Below are 19,759 nucleotides of genomic sequence, written 5' to 3'. Positions count from 1 at the left end.
TGTCTTTATTATCCTCGATCGTTTTACATAAGCAAATCGTAACCGCACGGCAGGGCTAAACGCCCCCGAAACGGGGGCGGTTAGGGCATTAGCGCGTTGAAGGTGACGGGACCAGCGTTGCGGGAGGAGAGAAGAAAATGTCGCCAAACAGCGCGGTGGAGATCTTACGCACCCCCAGCCCGGCCAGGGTACAGATCAGCAGGCTGGCAAACGGATAGACCAGGATTAAGCCCAGTTCGGCCCAGACCGGCCAGTAAGCGGCATTCATCTCGCCAATCAGGAACAGGCTGAAGGCCTCAATTAATATGCGGTGGGTGGTATAAATCGCAATCGTATTGGAGCCAATCACGTTCAGCAGGTTGTTAGGGTGAACGGCGTAGCGCTGCTCAAGGCTATAGAACAGCTTCATGATCAACACAATCGACAGCAATGAGAGCAGCAGCGGAACGTTAGCAAACCACAGCACCACGGAGACGGCGGCGAAAGCGCTGGTTGTCAGCCAGATGCGGCGCAGGTTGACGCTTTTCATCCACGCCATCAGCTCTGCGCCATACCACGCCCCGAGGCTGTAGTAGATCATGTTGCGTACCACGCTGTTCATTCCCCACCACGGCAGCGGCAGGAAGTTGATCGCGATGCTTGCCAGCGCCAGCAGTCCCAGTACCGGCAGCTTCCAGCGGCTCAGCAGTTTACACAGCGTGAAGTAGACCACCAGAGCATACAGATACCACAGGCTGGTGCTGGCGGTGACCATCCCCAGCACAAATCCTGAGAACGAGTCGGCGTAGGCCGCGTTCGACGAGGTGGCAAGCTCACGATCGGGCGCAAGCCAGGCGTTGAGGTGGGTCAGCGCCTGCCATTGCAGAATCCCCCACAGCGCCAGCACCCAGACAATGCTCCAGATCCGCTTGTCGAGGCTGGTTCGCCAGTCCACTTCGTCTATATAACGACGGATCAGATAGCCGGAGATAAAGAAGAAGACCGGCATACGAAACGGTGCGAGATAGAGGTTAAAATAGACCCAGCATTTGGCGAGAAGGCCGGAGAGCGGGTGTTGCAGCCCGATCAGATGCGGATAAAACGTGATAACCGAATGATAGATAACCACCAGGCATATACACAGCCCTTTTATCTGGTTAATCCATAATGCTTTTTGCTTCATTGTTCGCCACTACCTTATTGCCATAAACGAACGAGCAATTGTTGTAAAACGAAGCCAGGATGTAATGGGTAACAGTCTGTATCAGGAGGTTTTTCGGAAAAGGTGGAGGTTGCGAGGTGAGTATTCGGACAATAGCACCCTGATTTATCTGAATTTTTCGGAAAAATGATTACCAAAGCTTACTGTTTCAGTCATTTACGCTTAACGGATTCGCTTATATACTCGTGGGTCTGCTATCAGCAAACAGACGGACTTCATGTATCAACCTGTCGCACTCTTCATAGGCTTACGTTACATGCGTGGGCGCGCCGCGGACCGCTTCGGTCGCTTTGTCTCCTGGCTTTCGACTATTGGCATTACGCTTGGCGTGATGGCACTGGTGACGGTGCTTTCCGTCATGAATGGCTTCGAACGCGAGCTGCAAAACAATATCCTGGGTCTGATGCCGCAGGCCGTTCTCTCATCATCCAACGGTTCGGTTAACCCGCAACAGCTGCCGGAAAGCGCGGCGAAGTTACAGGGCGTCACGCGCGTAGCGCCGTTGACCACCGGCGACGTGGTGCTGCAAAGCGCCCGCAGCGTGGCGGTCGGCGTGATGCTGGGTATCGACCCGGCGCAAAACGATCCGCTGACGCCGTATCTGGTTAACGTGAAGCAGACCGATCTGGAAGCCGGGAAATACAACGTGATTCTGGGCGAGCAGCTTGCCGGTCAGCTTGGCGTCAACCGTGGCGACCAGCTGCGCGTTATGGTGCCTTCTGCCAGCCAGTTTACGCCGATGGGGCGCCTGCCAAGCCAGCGCCTGTTCAACGTGATTGGTACCTTTGCCGCCAACAGCGAAGTGGATGGCTACCAGATGCTGGTTAACATTCAGGATGCTTCACGCCTGATGCGCTACCCGGCCGGAAATATCACAGGCTGGCGCCTGTGGCTCGATGCGCCGCTGAAGGTCGATACTCTCAGCCAGCAAAAACTGCCGGACGGCACCAGGTGGCAGGACTGGCGCGAGCGCAAAGGCGAGCTGTTCCAGGCCGTGCGGATGGAGAAAAATATGATGGGGCTGCTGCTGAGCCTGATCGTGGCCGTGGCTGCATTTAACATCATCACCTCGCTGGGCCTGATGGTGATGGAGAAGCAGGGCGAAGTCGCCATTCTGCAAACCCAGGGGCTCACGCCGCGCCAGATCATGGCGGTCTTTATGGTGCAGGGGGCCAGTGCCGGTATTATCGGCGCCCTGCTCGGCGCCGTGCTGGGGGCACTGCTTGCCAGTCAGCTTAATAACTTAATGCCGATCATCGGCGCCCTGCTCGACGGCGCGGCGCTGCCGGTGGCTATCGAGCCGCTGCAGGTTGTCGGTATTGCGCTGGCCGCGATGGCCATTGCGCTGCTTTCTACGCTTTATCCTTCCTGGCGCGCCGCCGCCACTCAACCCGCTGAGGCTTTACGTTATGAATAAGATCCTGTTGCAATGCGACAACCTGTCCAAACGCTATCAGGAAGGCACTGTGCAAACCGACGTGCTGCACAATGTGAGCTTTAGCGTGGGCGAAGGCGAGATGATGGCGATTGTCGGCAGCTCCGGTTCGGGCAAAAGTACGCTGCTGCATCTGCTGGGCGGGCTGGACACCCCAACCAGCGGCGACGTGATTTTCTCCGGCCAGCCGATGAGCAAAATGTCCTCGTCGGCGAAGGCCGAGCTGCGTAACCGCGAGCTGGGCTTTATCTACCAGTTCCACCACCTGCTGCCGGATTTCACGGCGCTGGAAAACGTGGCGATGCCGCTGCTGATTGGCAAAAAGAAACCGGCAGAAATTAACGCCCGCGCCAGCGACATGCTGAAAGCGGTAGGGCTGGGCCATCGCGGTAACCACCGCCCGTCGGAGCTGTCCGGCGGCGAGCGCCAGCGCGTGGCGATTGCCCGTGCGCTGGTCAACAACCCGCGTCTGGTGCTGGCGGATGAGCCTACCGGTAACCTGGATGCCCGCAATGCGGACAGTATTTTCCAGCTTCTGGGCGAGCTGAACGCTTCGCAGGGCACCGCGTTTCTGGTCGTGACCCACGATCTGCAGCTGGCAAAACGCATGGGGCGTCAGCTTGAGATGCGCGACGGTCATCTGAACGCGGAACTGACCCTGATGGGAGCAGAGTAATGGCGTCACCGTTATCGTTACTCATCGGTTTACGTTTTAGCCGCGGCCGCCGTCGCGGCGGCATGGTGTCGCTGATCTCCGTCATCTCGACCATCGGTATCGCGCTGGGTGTGGCGGTGCTGATTGTCGGCTTAAGCGCGATGAACGGTTTTGAGCGCGAGCTGAATAACCGCATTCTGGCGGTGGTGCCGCACGGGGAGATCGAGCCGGTTAATCAGCCGTGGACGAACTGGAGCGATGCGCTCGCCAAAGTTGAAAAAGTGCCGGGCATCGCCGCGGCCGCGCCCTACATCAACTTTACCGGGCTGGTGGAGAGCGGGGTAAACCTGCGCGCCATTCAGGTGAAAGGGGTCAACCCCGTCCAGGAAGCGCGTCTCAGCGCGCTGCCAAACTACGTGCAGAACGGCGCGTGGGCCAACTTTAAGGCGGGCGAGCAGCAGATCATCATGGGTAAAGGCGTTGCCGATGCCCTGAAGGTTAAGCAGGGCGACTGGGTGTCAATCATGATCCCGAACGCCAGCGCCGACCACAAACTGCAGCAGCCTAAGCGCGTGCGCCTGCACGTCACCGGTATTCTTCAGCTGAGCGGTCAGCTCGATCACAGCTTCGCCATGGTGCCGATGGAAGATGCGCGCCAGTATCTCGATATGGGTGATAGCGTGACGGGCATTGCCATCAAGGTGAACGACGTCTTTAACGCCAACAAACTGGTACGCGACGCGGGCAGCGTGACCAATAACTATGTCTACATCAAAAGCTGGATCGGCACGTACGGATATATGTACCGTGATATCCAGATGATCCGCGCCATCATGTATCTGGCGATGGTGCTGGTGATTGGCGTCGCGTGCTTTAATATCGTTTCGACGCTGGTCATGGCGGTCAAGGACAAGAGCGGCGACATCGCCGTGCTGCGTACCCTCGGAGCAAAAGACGGTCTTATTCGCGCCATCTTCGTCTGGTACGGTTTGCTGGCTGGGCTGTTTGGCAGCCTGTGCGGCGTGGTGATTGGCGTGGTGGTTTCCCTGCAGCTGACGCCGATTATCAACGGGATTGAAAAGCTTATTGGTCACCAGTTCCTGTCGGGTGATATCTATTTTATTGACTTCCTGCCGTCTGAACTGCACTGGCTGGATGTTTTTTATGTGCTGCTTACAGCACTTTTACTGAGTCTGCTGGCAAGCTGGTATCCGGCGCGTCGCGCAAGCCGAATTGATCCGGCGAGGGTATTAAGTGGCCAGTAATTACGTCATGGTGTAGCGGTCCTGAGGCCGCTATGTCAGAAAGAGGAATGCGTTATGTATTATGGATTTGATATTGGCGGCACCAAGATTGCGCTCGGCGCGTTTGATAAAGATCTCAAACTGCAGTGGGAAACCCGCGTTCCCACGCCGCGCGACAGCTACGACGAATTTTTAACCGCCATTGCCGCGCTGGTGGCGCAGGCCGATGAACGCTTTGGCGTGAAAGGCAGCGTCGGCATTGGTATTCCGGGCATGCCGGAAACCGACGACGGTACGCTTTACGCGGCCAACGTGCCTGCCGCCAGCGGTAAACCGCTGCGCGCCGATCTCTCTGCTCTCCTCGAACGCGACGTGCGTTTAGATAACGATGCCAACTGCTTCGCGCTCTCTGAAGCCTGGGATGATGAATTCCGCCGCTACCCGCTGGTGATGGGGCTGATCCTCGGTACCGGCGTCGGCGGCGGAATCGTCATCAACGGTAAGCCCATCACCGGCCGCAGCTACATCACCGGCGAGTTTGGTCATATTCGCCTGCCGGTGGATGCCCTCGAGGTGGTGGGACGTGATTTTCCGCTAACCCGCTGCGGCTGCGGCCAGCACGGCTGTATTGAGAACTACCTTTCCGGCCGCGGGTTTGCATGGCTTTACGAACACTTCTATCATCAGAAACTTGAGGCCCCTCAAATCATTACCCTGTGGGAGCAAGGGGATGCGCAGGCGCGTGAGCACGTCGAGCGCTATCTGGATCTGCTGGCGGTGTGTCTGGGAAATATTCTCACCATCGTCGACCCGGATCTGCTGGTGATCGGGGGAGGGCTTTCAAACTTTACCGCGATTACGGAACGGTTGTCCGGGCGTTTGCCCCGACATTTATTGCCGGTTGCCCGCGTGCCGCGTATTGAACGCGCGCGACACGGGGACGCAGGAGGCATGCGCGGAGCCGCATTCCTTCATCTCACCGATTAGTTTACGAGGTTACTATGCTGTCGCGTCGCCAGGGTCGACTCAGCCGTTTTCGCAAAAACAAACGCCGCTTGCGTGAGCGTCTGCGCCAGCGGATCTTTTTCAGAGACAGAATGATGCCAGAAGCGATGGATAAACCCAGAGTGGTGGTGCTGACCGGGGCGGGGATCTCCGCCGAGTCAGGAATTCGAACCTTCCGCGCGGCGGACGGGCTGTGGGAAGAGCACCGCGTGGAGGATGTGGCCACGCCGGAAGGCTTTGCCCGCGACCCGGATCTCGTTCAGGCGTTTTACAACGCCCGTCGTCGCCAGCTTCAGCAGCCTGAAGTCGCGCCGAATGCGGCGCATCTGGCGCTGGCAAAGCTGGAAGAGGAGCTCGGCGATCGTTTTCTGCTGGTAACGCAGAATATCGACAACCTGCACGAGCGGGCCGGTAACAAGAATATCATCCATATGCACGGCGAGCTGCTTAAGGTTCGCTGCGCCTGGAGCGGTCAGGTACTGGACTGGAAAGAGGACGTGCTGCCGGAGGATAAGTGCCACTGCTGCCAGTTCCCGTCGCGCCTGCGACCGCACGTGGTCTGGTTTGGCGAAATGCCGCTGGGAATGGATGAGATCTACAGCGCGCTGGCGATGGCCGACGTGTTTATCGCCATCGGCACATCCGGCCATGTTTATCCGGCGGCGGGGTTTGTCCACGAAGCGCGACTGCACGGCGCGCATACGGTAGAACTCAATCTTGAGCCAAGCCAGGTGGGCAGCGAGTTTGAAGAGAAACACTATGGCCTGGCAAGCACGGTTGTTCCGGAATTTGTCGACAAGCTGCTGAAAGGGCTGTAACGCGAATCGCGTGAAAAGGCACCCGCCGGGCGGGTGCCTTTTTATTTAAGAATGAAAGAACGCCAGCGTCTTCTCCAGCGATTTTGCCTGCTCGTCCAGCGAGAGCGCCGCCGCTGAGATTTGCTGAACCAGAGAAGCGTTCTGCTGGGTTGTGCTGTCCATCTGGTTAACGGCGGTGCTGACCTGGCTAATCCCCCGGTTCTGCTCGTCTAGCGCCTGAACAATGTCGTTGATGACCAGATGCACGTGCGACACCGCCTCAATCACCTGTTTCATCATTACGCCGGTTTCATTGACCAGCTCAACGCCTTTGCTGACGCGGCCTGAGGACTCGGCAATCAGCTGGGAGATCTCTTTGGCTGCGTTAGCGCTTCGCTGGGCAAGGTTGCGCACCTCCCCTGCGACTACCGCGAAACCGCGTCCCTGTTCGCCTGCACGCGCCGCTTCAACGGCCGCATTCAGCGCCAGAATATTGGTCTGGAAGGCGATGCCATCGACGATGCTGTTAATCTCACCAATCTTGCGCGCGCTCTCGTCAATCTCGCCGATCACCACGACCACGTCGTTCACCAGCGTTTCGCCATGCCCGGCGAGCGTCGCAGCGCGATCGGTCAGCGAAGTGGCCTTGTGCGCGTTGTCGGCGTTATTCTTCACCGTGACCGAAATCTCTTCCATGCTGGCTGCCGTTTCAACAATCGCCGCAGCCTGTTCTTCAGTACGCGAGGCGAGGTCAAGGTTGCCCGCCGAAATTTCGCTGGTCCCGCCGTGCACCGAATGGCTGGCTTCGCTGATGTCGCCGACGATGCGCCTGAGCTGCGTCTGCATGGTGTGCAGGGCATAAAAAATGCTGTGGGTATCCCCGGAACGCACCGGGATGGTGTTGTTCAAATCTCCCCGGGCGACGGCCAGGGCAATACCGGCGGCCTCGGAAGGTTCTCCCCCGACCGGACGATCAACCTTGCGGGTAAAGATCTGGGCCATCACCAGGCTGACCGCAACGATGCTTAACACCATCAGGACGATGGCCTTCAGTAAAAATGCGCGCGCTTCGGCCATCACCTCGCTGACCGGGGTGATAATAGCCAGTTTCCACGGCGTCTGGCTGTTACCAACGGCGATGTCCTGCCAGGTGATAAACACCTCTTCCTTCAGAAGCGGATCGTTTACCCGGGTGACGTCATGTCCGGCAATCTGGCCCGCGTAAGGCTTGCCTGCAGCACGTTTGTCCGGGCTGGACACCACGTTATTGCCCGCAGACAGGAGGAGGGCGTAGCCCGTGCCGTTCCACGGTTTAATTGCGCCGATCGTGGACTGCAGCGTGGCGAGCGAGAAGTCAGAGGTGACCGAGCCCAGAAACTGACCGTCACGCATGATGGGGGCGGCAATCGAGGTGAGCATCACGTCCACGCCGTTGTAGGGGTAAATATAGGGTTCGATAATCACATCTTTATGCCGCTGTTTCGGCAGGAGATAATAATCACCGCTGCCGGGCGTTTCGATGTCCGTCAGCAGGTGCAATGCCGGTTTGCCGGTGGCATCGCGGTCGACGTAGCGGGCGTAGCGCCCGGCAGGATCCTCACCGCTCTGACCGGCAAAGGCGGCATCTTTATCGTCAAACGCGTTAGGCTCAAAGGCCATCGACATAGAGAGAAACGATGGGTGAGCCGAGAGGTAGTGGATGAGCAGCTGGTTCAGGCTCTGGCGATCGGATACGCCCGCCTCGCGCAGCGCCAGGGAGCTGTTGCCCATATCCCGGGCGGCAGTCAGGGCGGAATCCAGCTGTTTGCTGACCTGTAAAGCCTGTACCTCGGCTATCTGGCGGATATGTTTTTTGGCCAGCACCTCTTGCTGCGCCATCCACTGCCACATCATAAACCCGATCGTTGCCGTAAAGCCCACCGTCACGGTGAGGAAAATGGACAATAGCATCAACGTCTTGACTCTTATTTTTTTTCTTCGGACCATGGCGTCTTTCATTCTCATCTCCCGTAATGTTGTGCGTGTCGGGCAGGCACTCATTACTTATCGGATATATTTCCTTCTTTCTGTAGATCGCCGGGTATATTTAATTTAAATTCCAGAATATTAAATCCCGTTAATTAGTGTGGATGCTTTTATTTTGTGCATTCAATCAAAATAGCGCTCGATAATGCTCGTTATCGTGGTGTAGAAAGAGGATGCTTATAAATATAAAGTTGTAGAGGAGGATGGGATATGTACGGATTTATCGCGCGACAACCCATTTTTAACCCTGAAATGAATACGGTGGCCTATGAGCTGCTTTTCAGAGACGGGATGACAAACCGTTTTCCGGATGTGTCGGCAGAATATGCCACATCCAGGATGATATCAGATCAGTTTTTATGCGTGCCGTCCCAGCGCATCGCCGGGACACATACGTCGTTTATTAATTTCCCTTCAAGGATGGTCATTGACCGCAGTGGCGAAGCGCTGGATAAAGAGAGCGTGGTGATTGAGATCCTTGAAGATGCTGTGCCGGGGGCCGAGCTGCTGGAGGCCGTCAGGGAGATGAATGCGCACGGCTATCAGTTTGCGCTTGATGATTTCACCCTTGCGCCAGAATGGGATGCCTTTTTACCCTATATTTCAATACTGAAATTCGACGTCAGAAATTATTCCTTAGCGCAAATTAAACAGTATCTGAAAGCGCGTAAACATCTGACCGGTCATATTAAATATCTCGCTGAAAAAGTTGAGACTAAAGAGGAATTCAACCAATACAGGAACGAGGGGTTCTCTCTGTTTCAGGGCTATTTTTTCTGCCGCCCGGAGGTCATTAAATATAAACGGCTTTCGCAAAATCAGCTGGCGATTTTTCGACTGCAAATGGAGGTCGGACGCAATAAACCTGATTTTCGAATTATCGAGTCGTTGATAAAAACCGATCTCACGCTATCCTATAAAATCATGCGCTATATGAAGCATACGGCGTTTAAGCATGTCGGCGCCTGTAATTTCAGCAAGTTAACCCTGAGCGAGGTGCTCAGGTATCTTGGCGAAAATCAGCTCCGACGGTTTGTTGCCGTCGTGGTCCTCGCCAGTGCGGGCAATGACACCGTCAGCGAGCTTTACCCGCTAAGCATGATGCGTGGCAAGTTCTGCGAACTGATCGCAGAGACGATGAAAGACCCGATTCTGGCTGAAAATGCGTTCATGTGCGGCCTGTTTTCATTGCTCGATACCCTCCTGGAGCTACCGATGGCCGAGTTGATGAAGCAAATTGCGGTTCCGCAGAGCGTGAGCAACGCGCTGTGCCATCAGGAGGGGCAGTTAGCCGACATGATTAACCTCTGTCGTTACTATGAGCAGCAGCAGTGGGACGAGGCGACACGGGTTCGTCAGGCGCTGGGTCTGTCAGATGAGGAGGTGGTGGAGGCGATGCGAAAGGCGACGATCTGGGCAGGAGAGAATACGGTCAGTTAATCCCCCTCACGCCGTGCAGGTGGCGTGAGGAAGGACGCGATACCGGCTAGCGGCCCGCTTTTAATTTCTGATAATACTCTTCGTAGAGGCGGCTGGCGTCGCCGACATCGTTCTGCCACTCACCTTTGCTGATGGTTTCGGCGTCCGGGTAGAGCGACTTATCGTTAGCCAGGTCAGGCTTCAGCAGCTTGCGTGCGGCGAGGTTGGGCGTCGGGTAGCCAATCGTCTCGGCAACCTGTTTCGCCACGTCAGGGCGCAGCAGGAAGTTAATCAGCTTCAGCGCCCCGTCCACGTTTTTCGCGTTGGCCGGAATCGACAGGCTATCCATCCAGAAGATCCCGCCTTCTTTCGGCCAGACTACTTCAAGCGGCGTACCGGCCTGGCGGGCGACATACGCGGAGCCGTTCCACACCATCCCCAGGTTCACTTCGCCTTCCATATACGGGTTTGCCGGGTTATCAGAGTTGAATGCCGCCACGTTAGGCATCAGCTTTTTCAGTTCGTTATACGCGGCTTCGATCTCTTTAGGGTCCGTCGTGTTGCCAGAGTAGCCCAGCTTGCGCAGCGCGACCTGGAACACTTCGCGCGCGTCGTCGGTCAACAGCAGGCTGCCTTTGTACTCCGGTTTCCACAGGTCTGCCCAGCTTGTGACCGATTTCGGATCGACGGCCTCGCTGTTAACGCCAATCGCGGTCGCGCCCCAAATATACGGAATGGAGTAGTCGTTATTCGGGTCAAACGGTTTGTTGAGCATCGCCGGATCGAGGTTTGAAAAATGGGTTAGCTTCGTTTTATCGATCTTCTGGATCATGCCCTCTTTGCGCATTTTGTCGACAAAGTAGGTGGAAGGAACCACCAGATCGTACGCGCCGTCTTTGTAGGTTTTAAGCTTGGCATACATGGTTTCATTCGACTCGTAGGTCGAATAAATCACCTTGATGCCCGTCTCCTTCGTGAACTGTTCCAGCAGGCCCGGCGGCACATATTCGGTCCAGTTGTAGAAATAGAGCGTTTTGCTGTCATCAGCGTGCGCGGTACCCATGCCAAGCACCAGCGCCGCAGCGGCGAGCATTTTTTTCATTTCATTGTCCCCTGAGATTTTGTTTTATCACGAGCAATAACCTGGCTGGCGATCACCAGAACCAGCGAAAATACCAGCAGAATGGTCGCCAGCGCGTTCACCTCAGGTGAGACGCCGACTTTCACCATTGAATAGATCTTCAACGGCAGAATTTCATAGCTCGGACCGGTGACGAAGGAGGACACGACCACGTCATCCATCGACAGGGTGAAGCTAAGTAGCCATCCGGCCGCCACGGCGGGCATCGCCAGCGGCAGGATGATTTTACGCAGGATGGTCATCTCGCTGGCGCCCAGATCCTTCGCCGCCTCCAGCATGCGCACGTCGAACCCTTTCAGGCGCGCGAAGACGGTCACCACCACAAACGGCAGGCAGAAGGTGATATGGGAAAACAGCAGCGACCAGAAGCCAAGCTGTACGCCCAGCAGCATAAACAGCACCAGCAGCGAAATCGCCATCACGATGTCCGGCGACATCATCACCACAAACAGCATGCCGCTGACGAACGGCTTACCGCGAAAGCGATAGCGGTATAGCGCCACGGCGGTAAGGGAGCCAATCAGCGTGGCGAAGGTGGCGGAGACGATCGCCATCGTCAGCGAGTGCTGAGCGGCCTGCAGCAGGCTGTCATTGTTCATCAGCAGGCTGTACCAGTCGGTAGTAAAGCCCTGCCAGTTAATCCCGAATCGCGAGCTGTTAAACGAGTTCACGATCAAAATAACGATCGGGATATACAGGTAAGCGTAAATGGCGGTCATAAAACCGCCGCGAAGCAGTCGACCGATCATTCGAGTTCCACCTTCTTGTTCAGAAGGCGTGATGCTTTCAGAGTCCTGAAAATATTCAACTTTTTCTCTTCTCCAAAATCTCTCCAAAACTTTTCACCAAAATAAGACCACAGCAAAAAAACGCGGCCATCATCGAGGCCGCGCATTTTACAATAATTTTTCCTGCTATCGGGAAAAAACGGCCAGTTAAATGACCAGCTTAACCCACTCTTGACCGCGCGCATCGTTATACCGATCCGTTGTTGCCTGGACTTTATGGCCCAAGAGCGTTTTCGTGTCGATCCCCTGCGCCCGGTACAGACGCTCTGACAAAGAGCGCTGTTCGTGGAAGGTGGTTGGCGTTTTCCCCTCCGGTGGCTTAATGCCTGCCAAATCCCTCGCATCTGCAAAGTAATCGCTCAGGTTATCTTTGCTCATCGGCTGTCCCTTTTTCTGTTGCCGGCTGTGAACCAGGTAGGGGCTGACAATCCTGTCGCGACATTGTGCGATCACTTCCTGCAGCGTCATCCCCACAGCCTCACAATACAGAGATAACGGCAGCGCCAGACGCATTCCAGTTTTTCCCTGAATGACATGCAAATGACCATCCCAGACATCAGAGAATTTCATTCTTACAATGTCCTCTCTTCGCTGGCCTGTGACTAGTGCGAGAAGCATTGCGTTTCTGTTGTAATGCCCCACAGGGGTAACGTTGAAGATTGCCCGCCAGTCCTCGATACTCAGTCGCGCACGCCTGACTTTCGGTACCGGTTTGCGGGTTGCCTCCGGAGGGTTCCAGCCCGGCGGAACTTCACCTGCATGCTGTGCCTCACGATAAATGTCTATCCACACCACACGATTATTCAGGGCTGTGCTTGTCTGGCCCTTATCAAGCCACTCTTCCAGCATGAGGGAGAAGTCGCGAACCTCCAGGCTGCGCAGGGGATGATTGCCCAAACGTTCCGCCAGCAGGTTCGCCATCCTCATTTTTTCTTTCAACCGAATTTCTGAAAGGTCGCCATTCTCCAGCCGGCCGCGCTGCACTTTTTCATAACGGACGATCCACGCTTTTAAACTGATCCCACGGGCTTTATTCGCTGACGGTTTTTCATCGATTTGCTTCAGAAAATAATCAGCCTCAGCAGCGGCCAGACGCTGATTTGCGGTAATCGCAATTTTTTCTGCTTTGGCTTTGTCTGTACCGAGCCCGTGAAATTTTCCTGTGACCGGATTTTTATACTGGTAGTAGGTTTTATCAGTGCGGCGATCAAACCGGGCGTAAAGCCCGGGAATGGATATGCTATTTTTTCGTGGCCTTGGTGACATGATTCAGGATCTCCTTCAGCGCTTCATCGTCGTCATCGTGAATCTCTGGCGCCACACCGACGGCTCCCGGACCCACGAACACTGCGTTGCGATCAACGCACCAGCGACCACAGATTTTTTCTGGCTTCGGGTTTATGTAGCCCAGCTTGCCATATTTAACCAGCGTAGTGTTTGTGATCGTGAATCCGAAACGTCCAGATTTCCACTCCGCCAGCGGGATCAGAAATTGTTCACTCATAGCCATTACTCGCGATGGCCAGCTGCATGGTACTGAGCGCAGCTGGCGCAGGTTGATTATCAAAAATCAGCGGTACCCGGATCCGATACCATTGCGTCCCGGTATGTGTCCGACATGGTATTTCCCGCAGAACGAGCACCGGTAGATGCCCATCTGACCAAGGTGACCGTATCGTTTACGGATTTGATGCAATTCAATCTGAGCCCCTTCTGCTGTGTCGTGGCGGTTTTTCCCGTTGCATTGTTTGCGCCGCTGCCGGCGCTTACTTGCCATTTTCGGAGTCCCCGACTTTAAGCCACCAGTAGCCGTTTGACTGCTCGACTTTCTTACGCTTTTCCAGCTCAAGCAGGGTTCCGATCGCATCCGCATTGGTTATGCCTGCACGCCCTGCGATATCGCGAGCACCGGCGCGGCCACGCAGCTGCAGGGTGCGAATAACCAGCTCCATCTTCTCCTGCATGTTCATCAGAAGCCCTCCTGGTTAATTACACTGTCGGCCAGCTCGATCGCCATAGCTGGCAGGTCGTCGAAGTCACAGCGATAGGAAGGGTTGGCGCACATGCCCTGCATCGCGGCCAGAATTAGCTGCTGGCGGTAGGTGATTGATGCCGCGGCCGGTGCGTGGTTGACAGATTCCGGAATTTGCACCAATTCCTGGTTGACGGATCCCTGATTTTGCACTTTTGGAGCTGATGGCCTGCGATATTCGACAATCGCATCGAGCGCGATTTTCTGGCGCACGCTGATTTCATCTGACCAACTGTCAAGTAGAGTTGTTGCCACGTCGTGGATCTCTTCGTCAGAGAAGTCCGGAGACAGGCAGAACTCAGTTGTGGCGATATCTGCCAGCAGCAATGGAATGACATGAGAAATAAGGTGACCAGTGCAGGCCACCACGCCTTCAGCCTCTTCTTTACTCATGATGTCGGTGCGACCGGAGATTAAATCATTCAGCGCAACGACAATTTCGATTTCGCGATCGGTCAGTGCTGGTGGCACTTCCGTTTTTTCGACCTCATTTGAGGGGGAATTATTCATCAGCGCATCGACTGAGAAGACACCGCCGCCGAGGTTCTCCACCCGCGGCTGATCAGTATTCTGCTGTTCCGCTGCGGAGGTTTCGGCGAACGCCTCTTTCAGTTCTTTGTTCAGCTGCACAGCCTTACCGGGGCAAACTGCAGGAAGGTCGTTTTTTTCCTCCACAGATGACTGGGTTTCATCATTGTGCATTTCTCGTTTAATGTTGCCGCATGCGATATCTACAGTTTTCTGACCTGGCTTTGCGTGGTTCGATTCAACGAGGTTACGGTTGATGTACGCGCGCAGGTCCAGCGGTTTCAGATAAAGGTCCTCCGGAGCCGTTTTAATCAGGGCAATAATTGCGGCGCGGGAAAAATCCAGAATTCCAGGCGTGCCGCGAAGCTTGTTCCACCAGGCAGTAAAGCGTGGATCAGATCCCTTGCTTTCCATTTCTTTGGCGCGGCGCATAATTTCGGATGGTATGGCATAGATATCGAAATCCATAGCGACCGAGATAATACCCAGCGCCGTTTCCAGACGGAGCGTAGCGAGATTATGCACCAGGTCAGGGCTGCGATCGGTCTGGTTGCCGCCGCCCAGGGTTGCCTGAGTATCCGGAGTGATGTCACTCGGCTCCACTGGCTCACGCTTGTCCGGCGGAGTTTCGAGCCACTTCGCAATGCCTTTTTTGATGTCAGGCCACTGCGTGGAAACCTTCATTGTTTTGCGAACCCACGCCAGCAGTTCCTCCTTGCGCTCTGCACTAAGCTCCACAGCGCGCGGCTCTTTAGTGAATGCCTCAGCCAGTTCCCGCTGGAAAGAGCCTTCATCGTCATTAAGTAGATCGACGACCTGTCCGTACTGAGCCAGAGTGATTTGCTCAATGCCGCCGAACAGGGCCATACACGCCGCGCGGGAGTGCAAATCCATCAGGCGAACGGATTTTAATTCCTCTTTGGCTTCATTCTCGGCCCACTCGTCTTTCTCTTCTGTCTCTGGCTGAATAGCTACGGGCTCACCGGCATTAACACTCCACTCAGCGAACACACCGAAGAAATCAGAGGAAAACACATCCAGCGCAGGGCAGGGCAGATCGTCGCGATGCTCCCAGATTTTTACCTTAAAGTAATCGTCGATATGCAACGGGTGCTCAGCGGCCAGCTTACCGAAAATCACAGCCTCAGCGATGGCCCTGGTGCTGGCTTTTACTGAGATAGCGAGCGGTTTAAGGTCCGGCAGTTTTTTAAGTGCTTTATCTTTTGGGAAATATGCGCCGCCAAAGATTTTTGTTTCAGTAGTCATAATTGCCTCTTTAAATTTTAACGATGAAGGTGGTGTGGTTTTTTAAAATTGCTTTTCGCTGTTTTTAAGGCAAAACGCCTTTCTCTTTTTTCATTGCACTGCTCGCACAGGTAAATAGAGCGTTTATACGGATATATTTCTGATTTCCGTTCATGCATTTCCGATTTGGGAAATTCACCGCCACAAGCAACGCAATGACAAATGATGTCATTCATATATAAGCCCGCTAAAAAGGCCGCCGCTATGAGCGGCAATCACTACACACAGCAATTCAGGGTGTAACAATCCCTGCCGGTTAAGGCATGGATTAAAATCCACATGATTTATTTAAAGAATTTGTTGATATCCCAAACCCAGAATTTAAACAGCATTACGTGATAAGGTGGCAGCATGCAATATACATAGTATCCTCTGGATAAAACCTTTGAGCGCTTCTTGCCTACCCACAGGTTTCGCATAAAAAGGAAAATCAAAATAACTTCCAGAAAGATAAAAATGTAATTAGCTGTTGAGAACATTATTCACTCCATTTTCATTCAGCACTTTAAACATCAGCTCGACAAATTTATTATCCAGCTGCGCCTCGCTCATTTTTCTATTTTCTCCGGTTACTTCGCATATTGCTATAGTGCTCTCATTAGCGGCGGAGCGAAGAGCCAGGATGCTGTAATCCACACTGCGCATCTCAGACATGGGCGCTTGCCTCGCGCAGTCTCCTGCTGACATCGTTAAGATGCGCCTCAGCTGCGGCATATTCTACCTGTAATCCAGCCAGTTCACTTTGCTGCCTGTGTCCAAACGGGCAGGGAGACGCTGTGCATTCGCAGCACTCTGCTACCGGGCAGAACGCCAGAGTACCAGGTGACACAACTGCAATTTTTGCTGGTGGCACACATTCGATAGCAACGTTTTTCACTCCCAGCACCAGAGCAACCTCGGCAGTTTTTACCGCGTCGCTGATACTTTCTTTACCGTACGCAATAATTTTCATCACTCTCTCCACTAATTTATTCGCTACGACCGGAAGCGCACTCTTAACCCTGGATTTAACAACAAAGCTCAAAATTAATAAAAGTGAGTGCCTTGCGTGTTATCGAATAATCCTAAAAAACTGTGTCAATAGACGAAGATCAAAATTGTGTTTGCCTGTCTTTTAGAACCACATCAGGCTCGGTGGTATCCTCACATGGAGATCAATCAACGTAAGGAAATTAAATGTCTCATATCCACAGTCGCGATTACTTTGAACAGGGGCAGACAGTCAGTGTTACCTGCACACACCAGATCAACGTCATGATTATGGATGATTCTGCATATTCTTCTTACCGCCGTGGCGGGCGATTCACCTATTACGGAGGCTTTTATACTCATTTTCCAGCCAATATTGGCGTTCCACATTCAGGTCATTGGAATGTAGTTTTGGCGTTACCGCCAGGTCATCGTGCAAATATTCGATACTCAATCAATACATTGTGATAGTTGCAGCTGACCTTTGGCTTGAAATATAGCTACTTCAAGGGCGGTAATGATTTTTTCTTGCATGCCGTCCTTTCTAGGCTCCGCGGAGCCTAGGCCCTCAAGAGTATCGTTGTCGTACGACCAAATCACGTCACCTACAGAGTTCTTGCATTCAACTTTCATGCGCTTTCCTTTTGTTTAAGCCCTTATCGCCGGGTCAGCGGAACGTTTTTGATTCTGAGTAATCACTGCGTGTGATTGCTTGATGGAATGTAGATTAGGATAGCCTAAGATTTGCTGCAATTGTTTTTTGTAGAAAAACCTAAGTTTTTTGGCGATAAAAACGCAACCATCTGATTGCGTTAGTTTTCTAGTTTTCTTCGGGGTTTCGTTTTTTGTGATGCTCTTTTGCGCGCTTTTGTGCTCGCAACAACTCCCCAAGAAGGACATTGTTGTTTTTTACTCGGGCTCGCATGTTTTGAAGTTGCGCCTGTTGTTCTGATTCTGGCAATGAATCATAAAGCTCTATCAGTTCTCTATGCTCAGGGGTGAGCACAGGGTTTTCGAGTTCCGCAGGTGAGGCTGGGGCGTGCTTGTCATGCCCATATAGCAACCATGTTGGACTGCACTGAAGCGCCCTTGCCAAGGATAGAAGGCGCGCGCCGGTTGGTTTGGTTTCGTTTCTCTCCCATTGCGATATCGTCACGTGCGCGACACCGACAAGCTTCCCTAAGGCGGCTTGTGATTGCTTTAATTCTTTGCGGCGCTGAAGCAGCCGGGGGCCGAAATTCTGATCATCCATATTAGGAAATACTAATACCAATTGACTTAGGTTTCTCTACGATCTAACCTCTTAGGAAAACCTAAGGAGATAGTGATGCTTAAACAAGATGCCATTCGTTTTTTTGGTGGCGTAACGAAAGTTGCAAATGCGGCGGGTGTCAAACCGCCGACCGTAAGTGACTGGGGTGATGTTATCCCTGAAGGGCGGGCGCGTCGCCTTGCTGATGCATCGGGTGGCGCAATCTCAGCATGGACAAAAGAGCAGTACGACAGTTACCGCCAGTCAAAGCGATCTGGCACGAAGAATACCGAAACTATCAAGGGAAAGTCTGATTAATGGAAATCAAGCACGAGCGGATCCAGACGCTACTTCTGGGCCTGGCTGCGAGAGTAGGGCAGGCAGCCGCGGCAACCATGATCACTGAGAGCTACCACGAGCTGGGTGGCGGCAAACTGCCGCTGGTCCCCGGCAAAATCTGGAACAACCAGCAAAACATCTTTCACCGCTGGATCAACGGTGACACCGCGGCGCAGCGCTCAAAGCTTCGCGAGCTGGTGCCGGCTATCCATGCCGCTCTGGAAGCGGAGCTGGCGCAGCAGCAGGGCATTCACATTCGTGCGGCTATTGCGAACAAAGAATGCATAGAGGCCACCAGTGCCGCCCTGACCGGACAGCCGCTGGCTATTGTCCAGCAGGAAGCTTTTGAGGCGATCGACGCGCTGGCCTTACTGGCTGGAGTGAAGGTCCATATCGCGCACGAACAGCGCGCAGCGTAATGAGATTTGGAGAGTGACCATGCGCACATCCCAGGACTTAAAAAACGACTTAATCAGCCGAATGAAAAACGCGATGAAGAACGCGGCACCAGAGGTGCCATCGGAGAGCCGTTACGTAATTCCGGGTAAGCACTACCGCGACGAACGCGGGCGTATGGTGACGGTCCAGCGGGCATCCAGCCTGCGAGTAAGTTACACCCGAGAGAGTTACAGCGGCGTGAGCGAGATCAGCCGCCGGAAGTTTGATTTGAAGTTCACAGAGGTGAAGTCGTGAGCGTGAAGTTATCCGCCTGGGTTTGGGACGGCTGCGCCGCACAGGGCGTGAAGGGAATAAAACTGCTGATTATGGCCCGTCTTGCTGATTTCAGCTCTGACGAGGGTGTTTGCTGGCCATCTGTAGACACAATCGCGCGGCAACTTGGTGCAGGTCGTAGCACGGTGATTACAGCCATTACGCAGCTTGAGGCAGAAGGCTGGCTAAAGCGAACTGAACGCCGTAAGGGGCAGCGTAACGCTACAAACCTCTACACGCTGAACGCTGAAAAACTGCGAATGGCTGCGGCGGGGTTTCATAGTTCAGAATCTGAACATTCAAATTCTGAACGTTCAGATTCTGAATGTTCAAATCCTGAACGTTCAGAAAACAGCGAAAATCGGGGTTCTCACGGTTCAGAATCTGGACACGATCCGTCAGTAACTACAGATCCATCATTAAAACAGATCTCTTCGTCCGGACATTCTGACGAATCTCCGGACCAGGAAGATTTATCCAAAAAATCATCATCCCTAAAAAAACGGGTAACACCAGAAGACCTGAAATGCGCCGAATGGATATTTGGCAGGATCCGTGCGCTTTACGAAAAAGCCGCCGAGACCGATGGCGAAGTAGCTCGACCCAAAGAACCGAACTGGAATGCCTGGGCCAACGAGATCCGCCTGATGCGCACCATCGACGGGCGGACACACCGCCAGGTCTGTGACCTGTTTAAACGCGTGCAATCCGATCCGTTCTGGTGTCGCAACGTGCTTAGTCCGTCAAAGCTGCGCGAAAAGTGGGACGAGCTGACGCTGAAGCTGGCGCCCTCCAACTCCGCTGGAGTAATGCGTACATCCTTCGACGATGAATATTACAAAAACGATTCTGAAGCCGCTGCGAAAGCGGGGTTCAGGGTCTGAACTGACAGAATTTAACCTGGAGAAATTAT

Annotated in this window: 22 protein-coding genes; 11 read left to right on the top strand and 11 right to left on the bottom strand. The window is 54.0% G+C overall.

Features of this window, described 5'->3' with window-relative positions:
- Window positions 1–88 precede the first annotated feature (88 nt).
- Window positions 89–1,162 carry an acyltransferase family protein gene (locus tag RVY89_RS10405; protein WP_484827766.1) on the bottom strand — a complete coding sequence of 358 codons (1,074 nt, stop codon included), beginning with the start codon at window positions 1,160–1,162 and terminating at the stop codon, window positions 89–91.
- Between the two features lie 256 nt (window positions 1,163–1,418).
- Between RVY89_RS10405 and lolC the strand changes: the two genes are divergently transcribed.
- Genes lolC through cobB form a run of 5 tightly spaced genes read left to right on the top strand, consistent with a single transcriptional unit; the run spans window position 1,419 to window position 6,358 of the window.
- On the top strand, window positions 1,419–2,618 hold the full coding sequence (lolC, locus tag RVY89_RS10400) for a lipoprotein-releasing ABC transporter permease subunit LolC (protein WP_484827765.1): 1,200 nt from the start codon (window positions 1,419–1,421) through the stop codon (window positions 2,616–2,618).
- A complete protein-coding gene (gene lolD, locus RVY89_RS10395) occupies window positions 2,611–3,312 on the top strand; it encodes a lipoprotein-releasing ABC transporter ATP-binding protein LolD (protein WP_484827764.1) in 702 nt (233 codons plus the stop codon). Before lolC ends, lolD begins: the two co-directional genes overlap by 8 nt.
- Window positions 3,312–4,556 carry a lipoprotein-releasing ABC transporter permease subunit LolE gene (lolE, locus tag RVY89_RS10390; protein WP_032650869.1) on the top strand — a complete coding sequence of 415 codons (1,245 nt, stop codon included), beginning with the start codon at window positions 3,312–3,314 and terminating at the stop codon, window positions 4,554–4,556. The genes lolD and lolE overlap by 1 nt, the downstream gene beginning before the upstream one ends.
- 54 nt (window positions 4,557–4,610) lie before the next feature.
- Window positions 4,611–5,522, top strand: coding sequence for an N-acetylglucosamine kinase (gene nagK / locus RVY89_RS10385; protein WP_484827763.1), 912 nt, complete (start codon window positions 4,611–4,613; stop codon window positions 5,520–5,522).
- A 14-nt stretch (window positions 5,523–5,536) separates the two neighbouring features.
- Window positions 5,537–6,358: a Sir2 family NAD+-dependent deacetylase gene (gene cobB / locus RVY89_RS10380; protein ID WP_121425907.1), complete on the top strand. Its 822-nt coding sequence runs from the start codon at window positions 5,537–5,539 to the stop codon at window positions 6,356–6,358.
- A 45-nt stretch (window positions 6,359–6,403) separates the two neighbouring features.
- Here the strand turns inward: cobB and RVY89_RS10375 are convergent, their stop codons facing one another.
- Entirely contained in the window at window positions 6,404–8,335 is a 1,932-nt protein-coding gene (locus tag RVY89_RS10375) for a methyl-accepting chemotaxis protein (RefSeq protein ID WP_484827762.1), read from the bottom strand.
- 237 nt (window positions 8,336–8,572) lie between these two features.
- Here RVY89_RS10375 and RVY89_RS10370 point away from each other — a divergent pair, with 237 nt between their 5' ends.
- Window positions 8,573–9,802 (top strand): EAL and HDOD domain-containing protein, encoded by a 1,230-nt coding sequence (locus RVY89_RS10370; protein ID WP_484827761.1) that lies wholly within the window; start codon window positions 8,573–8,575, stop codon window positions 9,800–9,802.
- 46 nt (window positions 9,803–9,848) lie between these two features.
- Here RVY89_RS10370 and potD read toward each other — a convergent pair whose 3' ends face one another.
- The 8 genes from potD to RVY89_RS10330 form a co-directional block, all read right to left on the bottom strand.
- Entirely contained in the window at window positions 9,849–10,883 is a 1,035-nt protein-coding gene (gene potD / locus RVY89_RS10365) for a spermidine/putrescine ABC transporter substrate-binding protein PotD (protein ID WP_484827760.1), read from the bottom strand.
- Complete coding sequence (gene potC, locus RVY89_RS10360) at window positions 10,880–11,671, bottom strand: spermidine/putrescine ABC transporter permease PotC (protein WP_484827759.1); 792 nt, start codon at window positions 11,669–11,671, stop codon at window positions 10,880–10,882. The genes potD and potC overlap by 4 nt, the downstream gene beginning before the upstream one ends.
- A gap of 186 nt (window positions 11,672–11,857) precedes the next feature.
- Complete coding sequence (locus RVY89_RS10355; RefSeq protein ID WP_484827758.1) at window positions 11,858–12,976, bottom strand: phage integrase Arm DNA-binding domain-containing protein; 1,119 nt, start codon at window positions 12,974–12,976, stop codon at window positions 11,858–11,860.
- Window positions 12,951–13,214, bottom strand: coding sequence for an excisionase (locus RVY89_RS10350; protein ID WP_484827757.1), 264 nt, complete (start codon window positions 13,212–13,214; stop codon window positions 12,951–12,953). The genes RVY89_RS10355 and RVY89_RS10350 overlap by 26 nt, the downstream gene beginning before the upstream one ends.
- Before the next feature lie 262 nt (window positions 13,215–13,476).
- Complete coding sequence (locus RVY89_RS10345; protein WP_484827756.1) at window positions 13,477–13,680, bottom strand: hypothetical protein; 204 nt, start codon at window positions 13,678–13,680, stop codon at window positions 13,477–13,479.
- Window positions 13,680–15,536: an exodeoxyribonuclease VIII gene (locus RVY89_RS10340; RefSeq protein WP_484827755.1), complete on the bottom strand. Its 1,857-nt coding sequence runs from the start codon at window positions 15,534–15,536 to the stop codon at window positions 13,680–13,682. The genes RVY89_RS10345 and RVY89_RS10340 overlap by 1 nt, the downstream gene beginning before the upstream one ends.
- A 501-nt stretch (window positions 15,537–16,037) precedes the next feature.
- Window positions 16,038–16,229 (bottom strand): hypothetical protein, encoded by a 192-nt coding sequence (locus tag RVY89_RS10335; protein WP_484827754.1) that lies wholly within the window; start codon window positions 16,227–16,229, stop codon window positions 16,038–16,040.
- Entirely contained in the window at window positions 16,222–16,527 is a 306-nt protein-coding gene (locus tag RVY89_RS10330) for a hypothetical protein (RefSeq protein ID WP_484827753.1), read from the bottom strand. The genes RVY89_RS10335 and RVY89_RS10330 overlap by 8 nt, the downstream gene beginning before the upstream one ends.
- 224 nt (window positions 16,528–16,751) lie before the next feature.
- Here RVY89_RS10330 and RVY89_RS10325 point away from each other — a divergent pair, with 224 nt between their 5' ends.
- The gene (locus RVY89_RS10325; RefSeq protein WP_484827752.1) at window positions 16,752–17,012 is read left to right on the top strand and encodes a DUF1883 domain-containing protein; all 261 of its coding nucleotides are present in this window, start codon (window positions 16,752–16,754) and stop codon (window positions 17,010–17,012) included.
- Window positions 17,013–17,364: 352 nt separating this feature from the next.
- On the opposite strand, the gene RVY89_RS10320 is transcribed toward RVY89_RS10325, so the two are convergent.
- Window positions 17,365–17,796: a helix-turn-helix domain-containing protein gene (locus tag RVY89_RS10320; RefSeq protein WP_484827751.1), complete on the bottom strand. Its 432-nt coding sequence runs from the start codon at window positions 17,794–17,796 to the stop codon at window positions 17,365–17,367.
- Window positions 17,797–17,871: 75 nt separating this feature from the next.
- Between RVY89_RS10320 and RVY89_RS10315 the strand changes: the two genes are divergently transcribed.
- The 4 genes from RVY89_RS10315 to RVY89_RS10300 are packed head-to-tail and all read left to right on the top strand — an operon-like array spanning window position 17,872 to window position 19,730.
- A complete protein-coding gene (locus tag RVY89_RS10315) occupies window positions 17,872–18,114 on the top strand; it encodes a Cro/CI family transcriptional regulator (protein ID WP_484827750.1) in 243 nt (80 codons plus the stop codon).
- Window positions 18,114–18,554: a toxin YdaT family protein gene (locus RVY89_RS10310; RefSeq protein WP_484827749.1), complete on the top strand. Its 441-nt coding sequence runs from the start codon at window positions 18,114–18,116 to the stop codon at window positions 18,552–18,554. The genes RVY89_RS10315 and RVY89_RS10310 overlap by 1 nt, the downstream gene beginning before the upstream one ends.
- Window positions 18,555–18,573: 19 nt before the next feature.
- A complete protein-coding gene (locus RVY89_RS10305; protein ID WP_484827748.1) occupies window positions 18,574–18,828 on the top strand; it encodes a DUF4222 domain-containing protein in 255 nt (84 codons plus the stop codon).
- The gene (locus RVY89_RS10300) at window positions 18,825–19,730 is read left to right on the top strand and encodes a helix-turn-helix domain-containing protein (RefSeq protein WP_484827747.1); all 906 of its coding nucleotides are present in this window, start codon (window positions 18,825–18,827) and stop codon (window positions 19,728–19,730) included. Before RVY89_RS10305 ends, RVY89_RS10300 begins: the two co-directional genes overlap by 4 nt.
- Window positions 19,731–19,759: the final 29 nt, after the last annotated feature.

The organism is Enterobacter sp. 3U4 (assembly GCF_057224565.1).
This window is presented reverse-complemented; position numbering and strand designations above follow the sequence as displayed.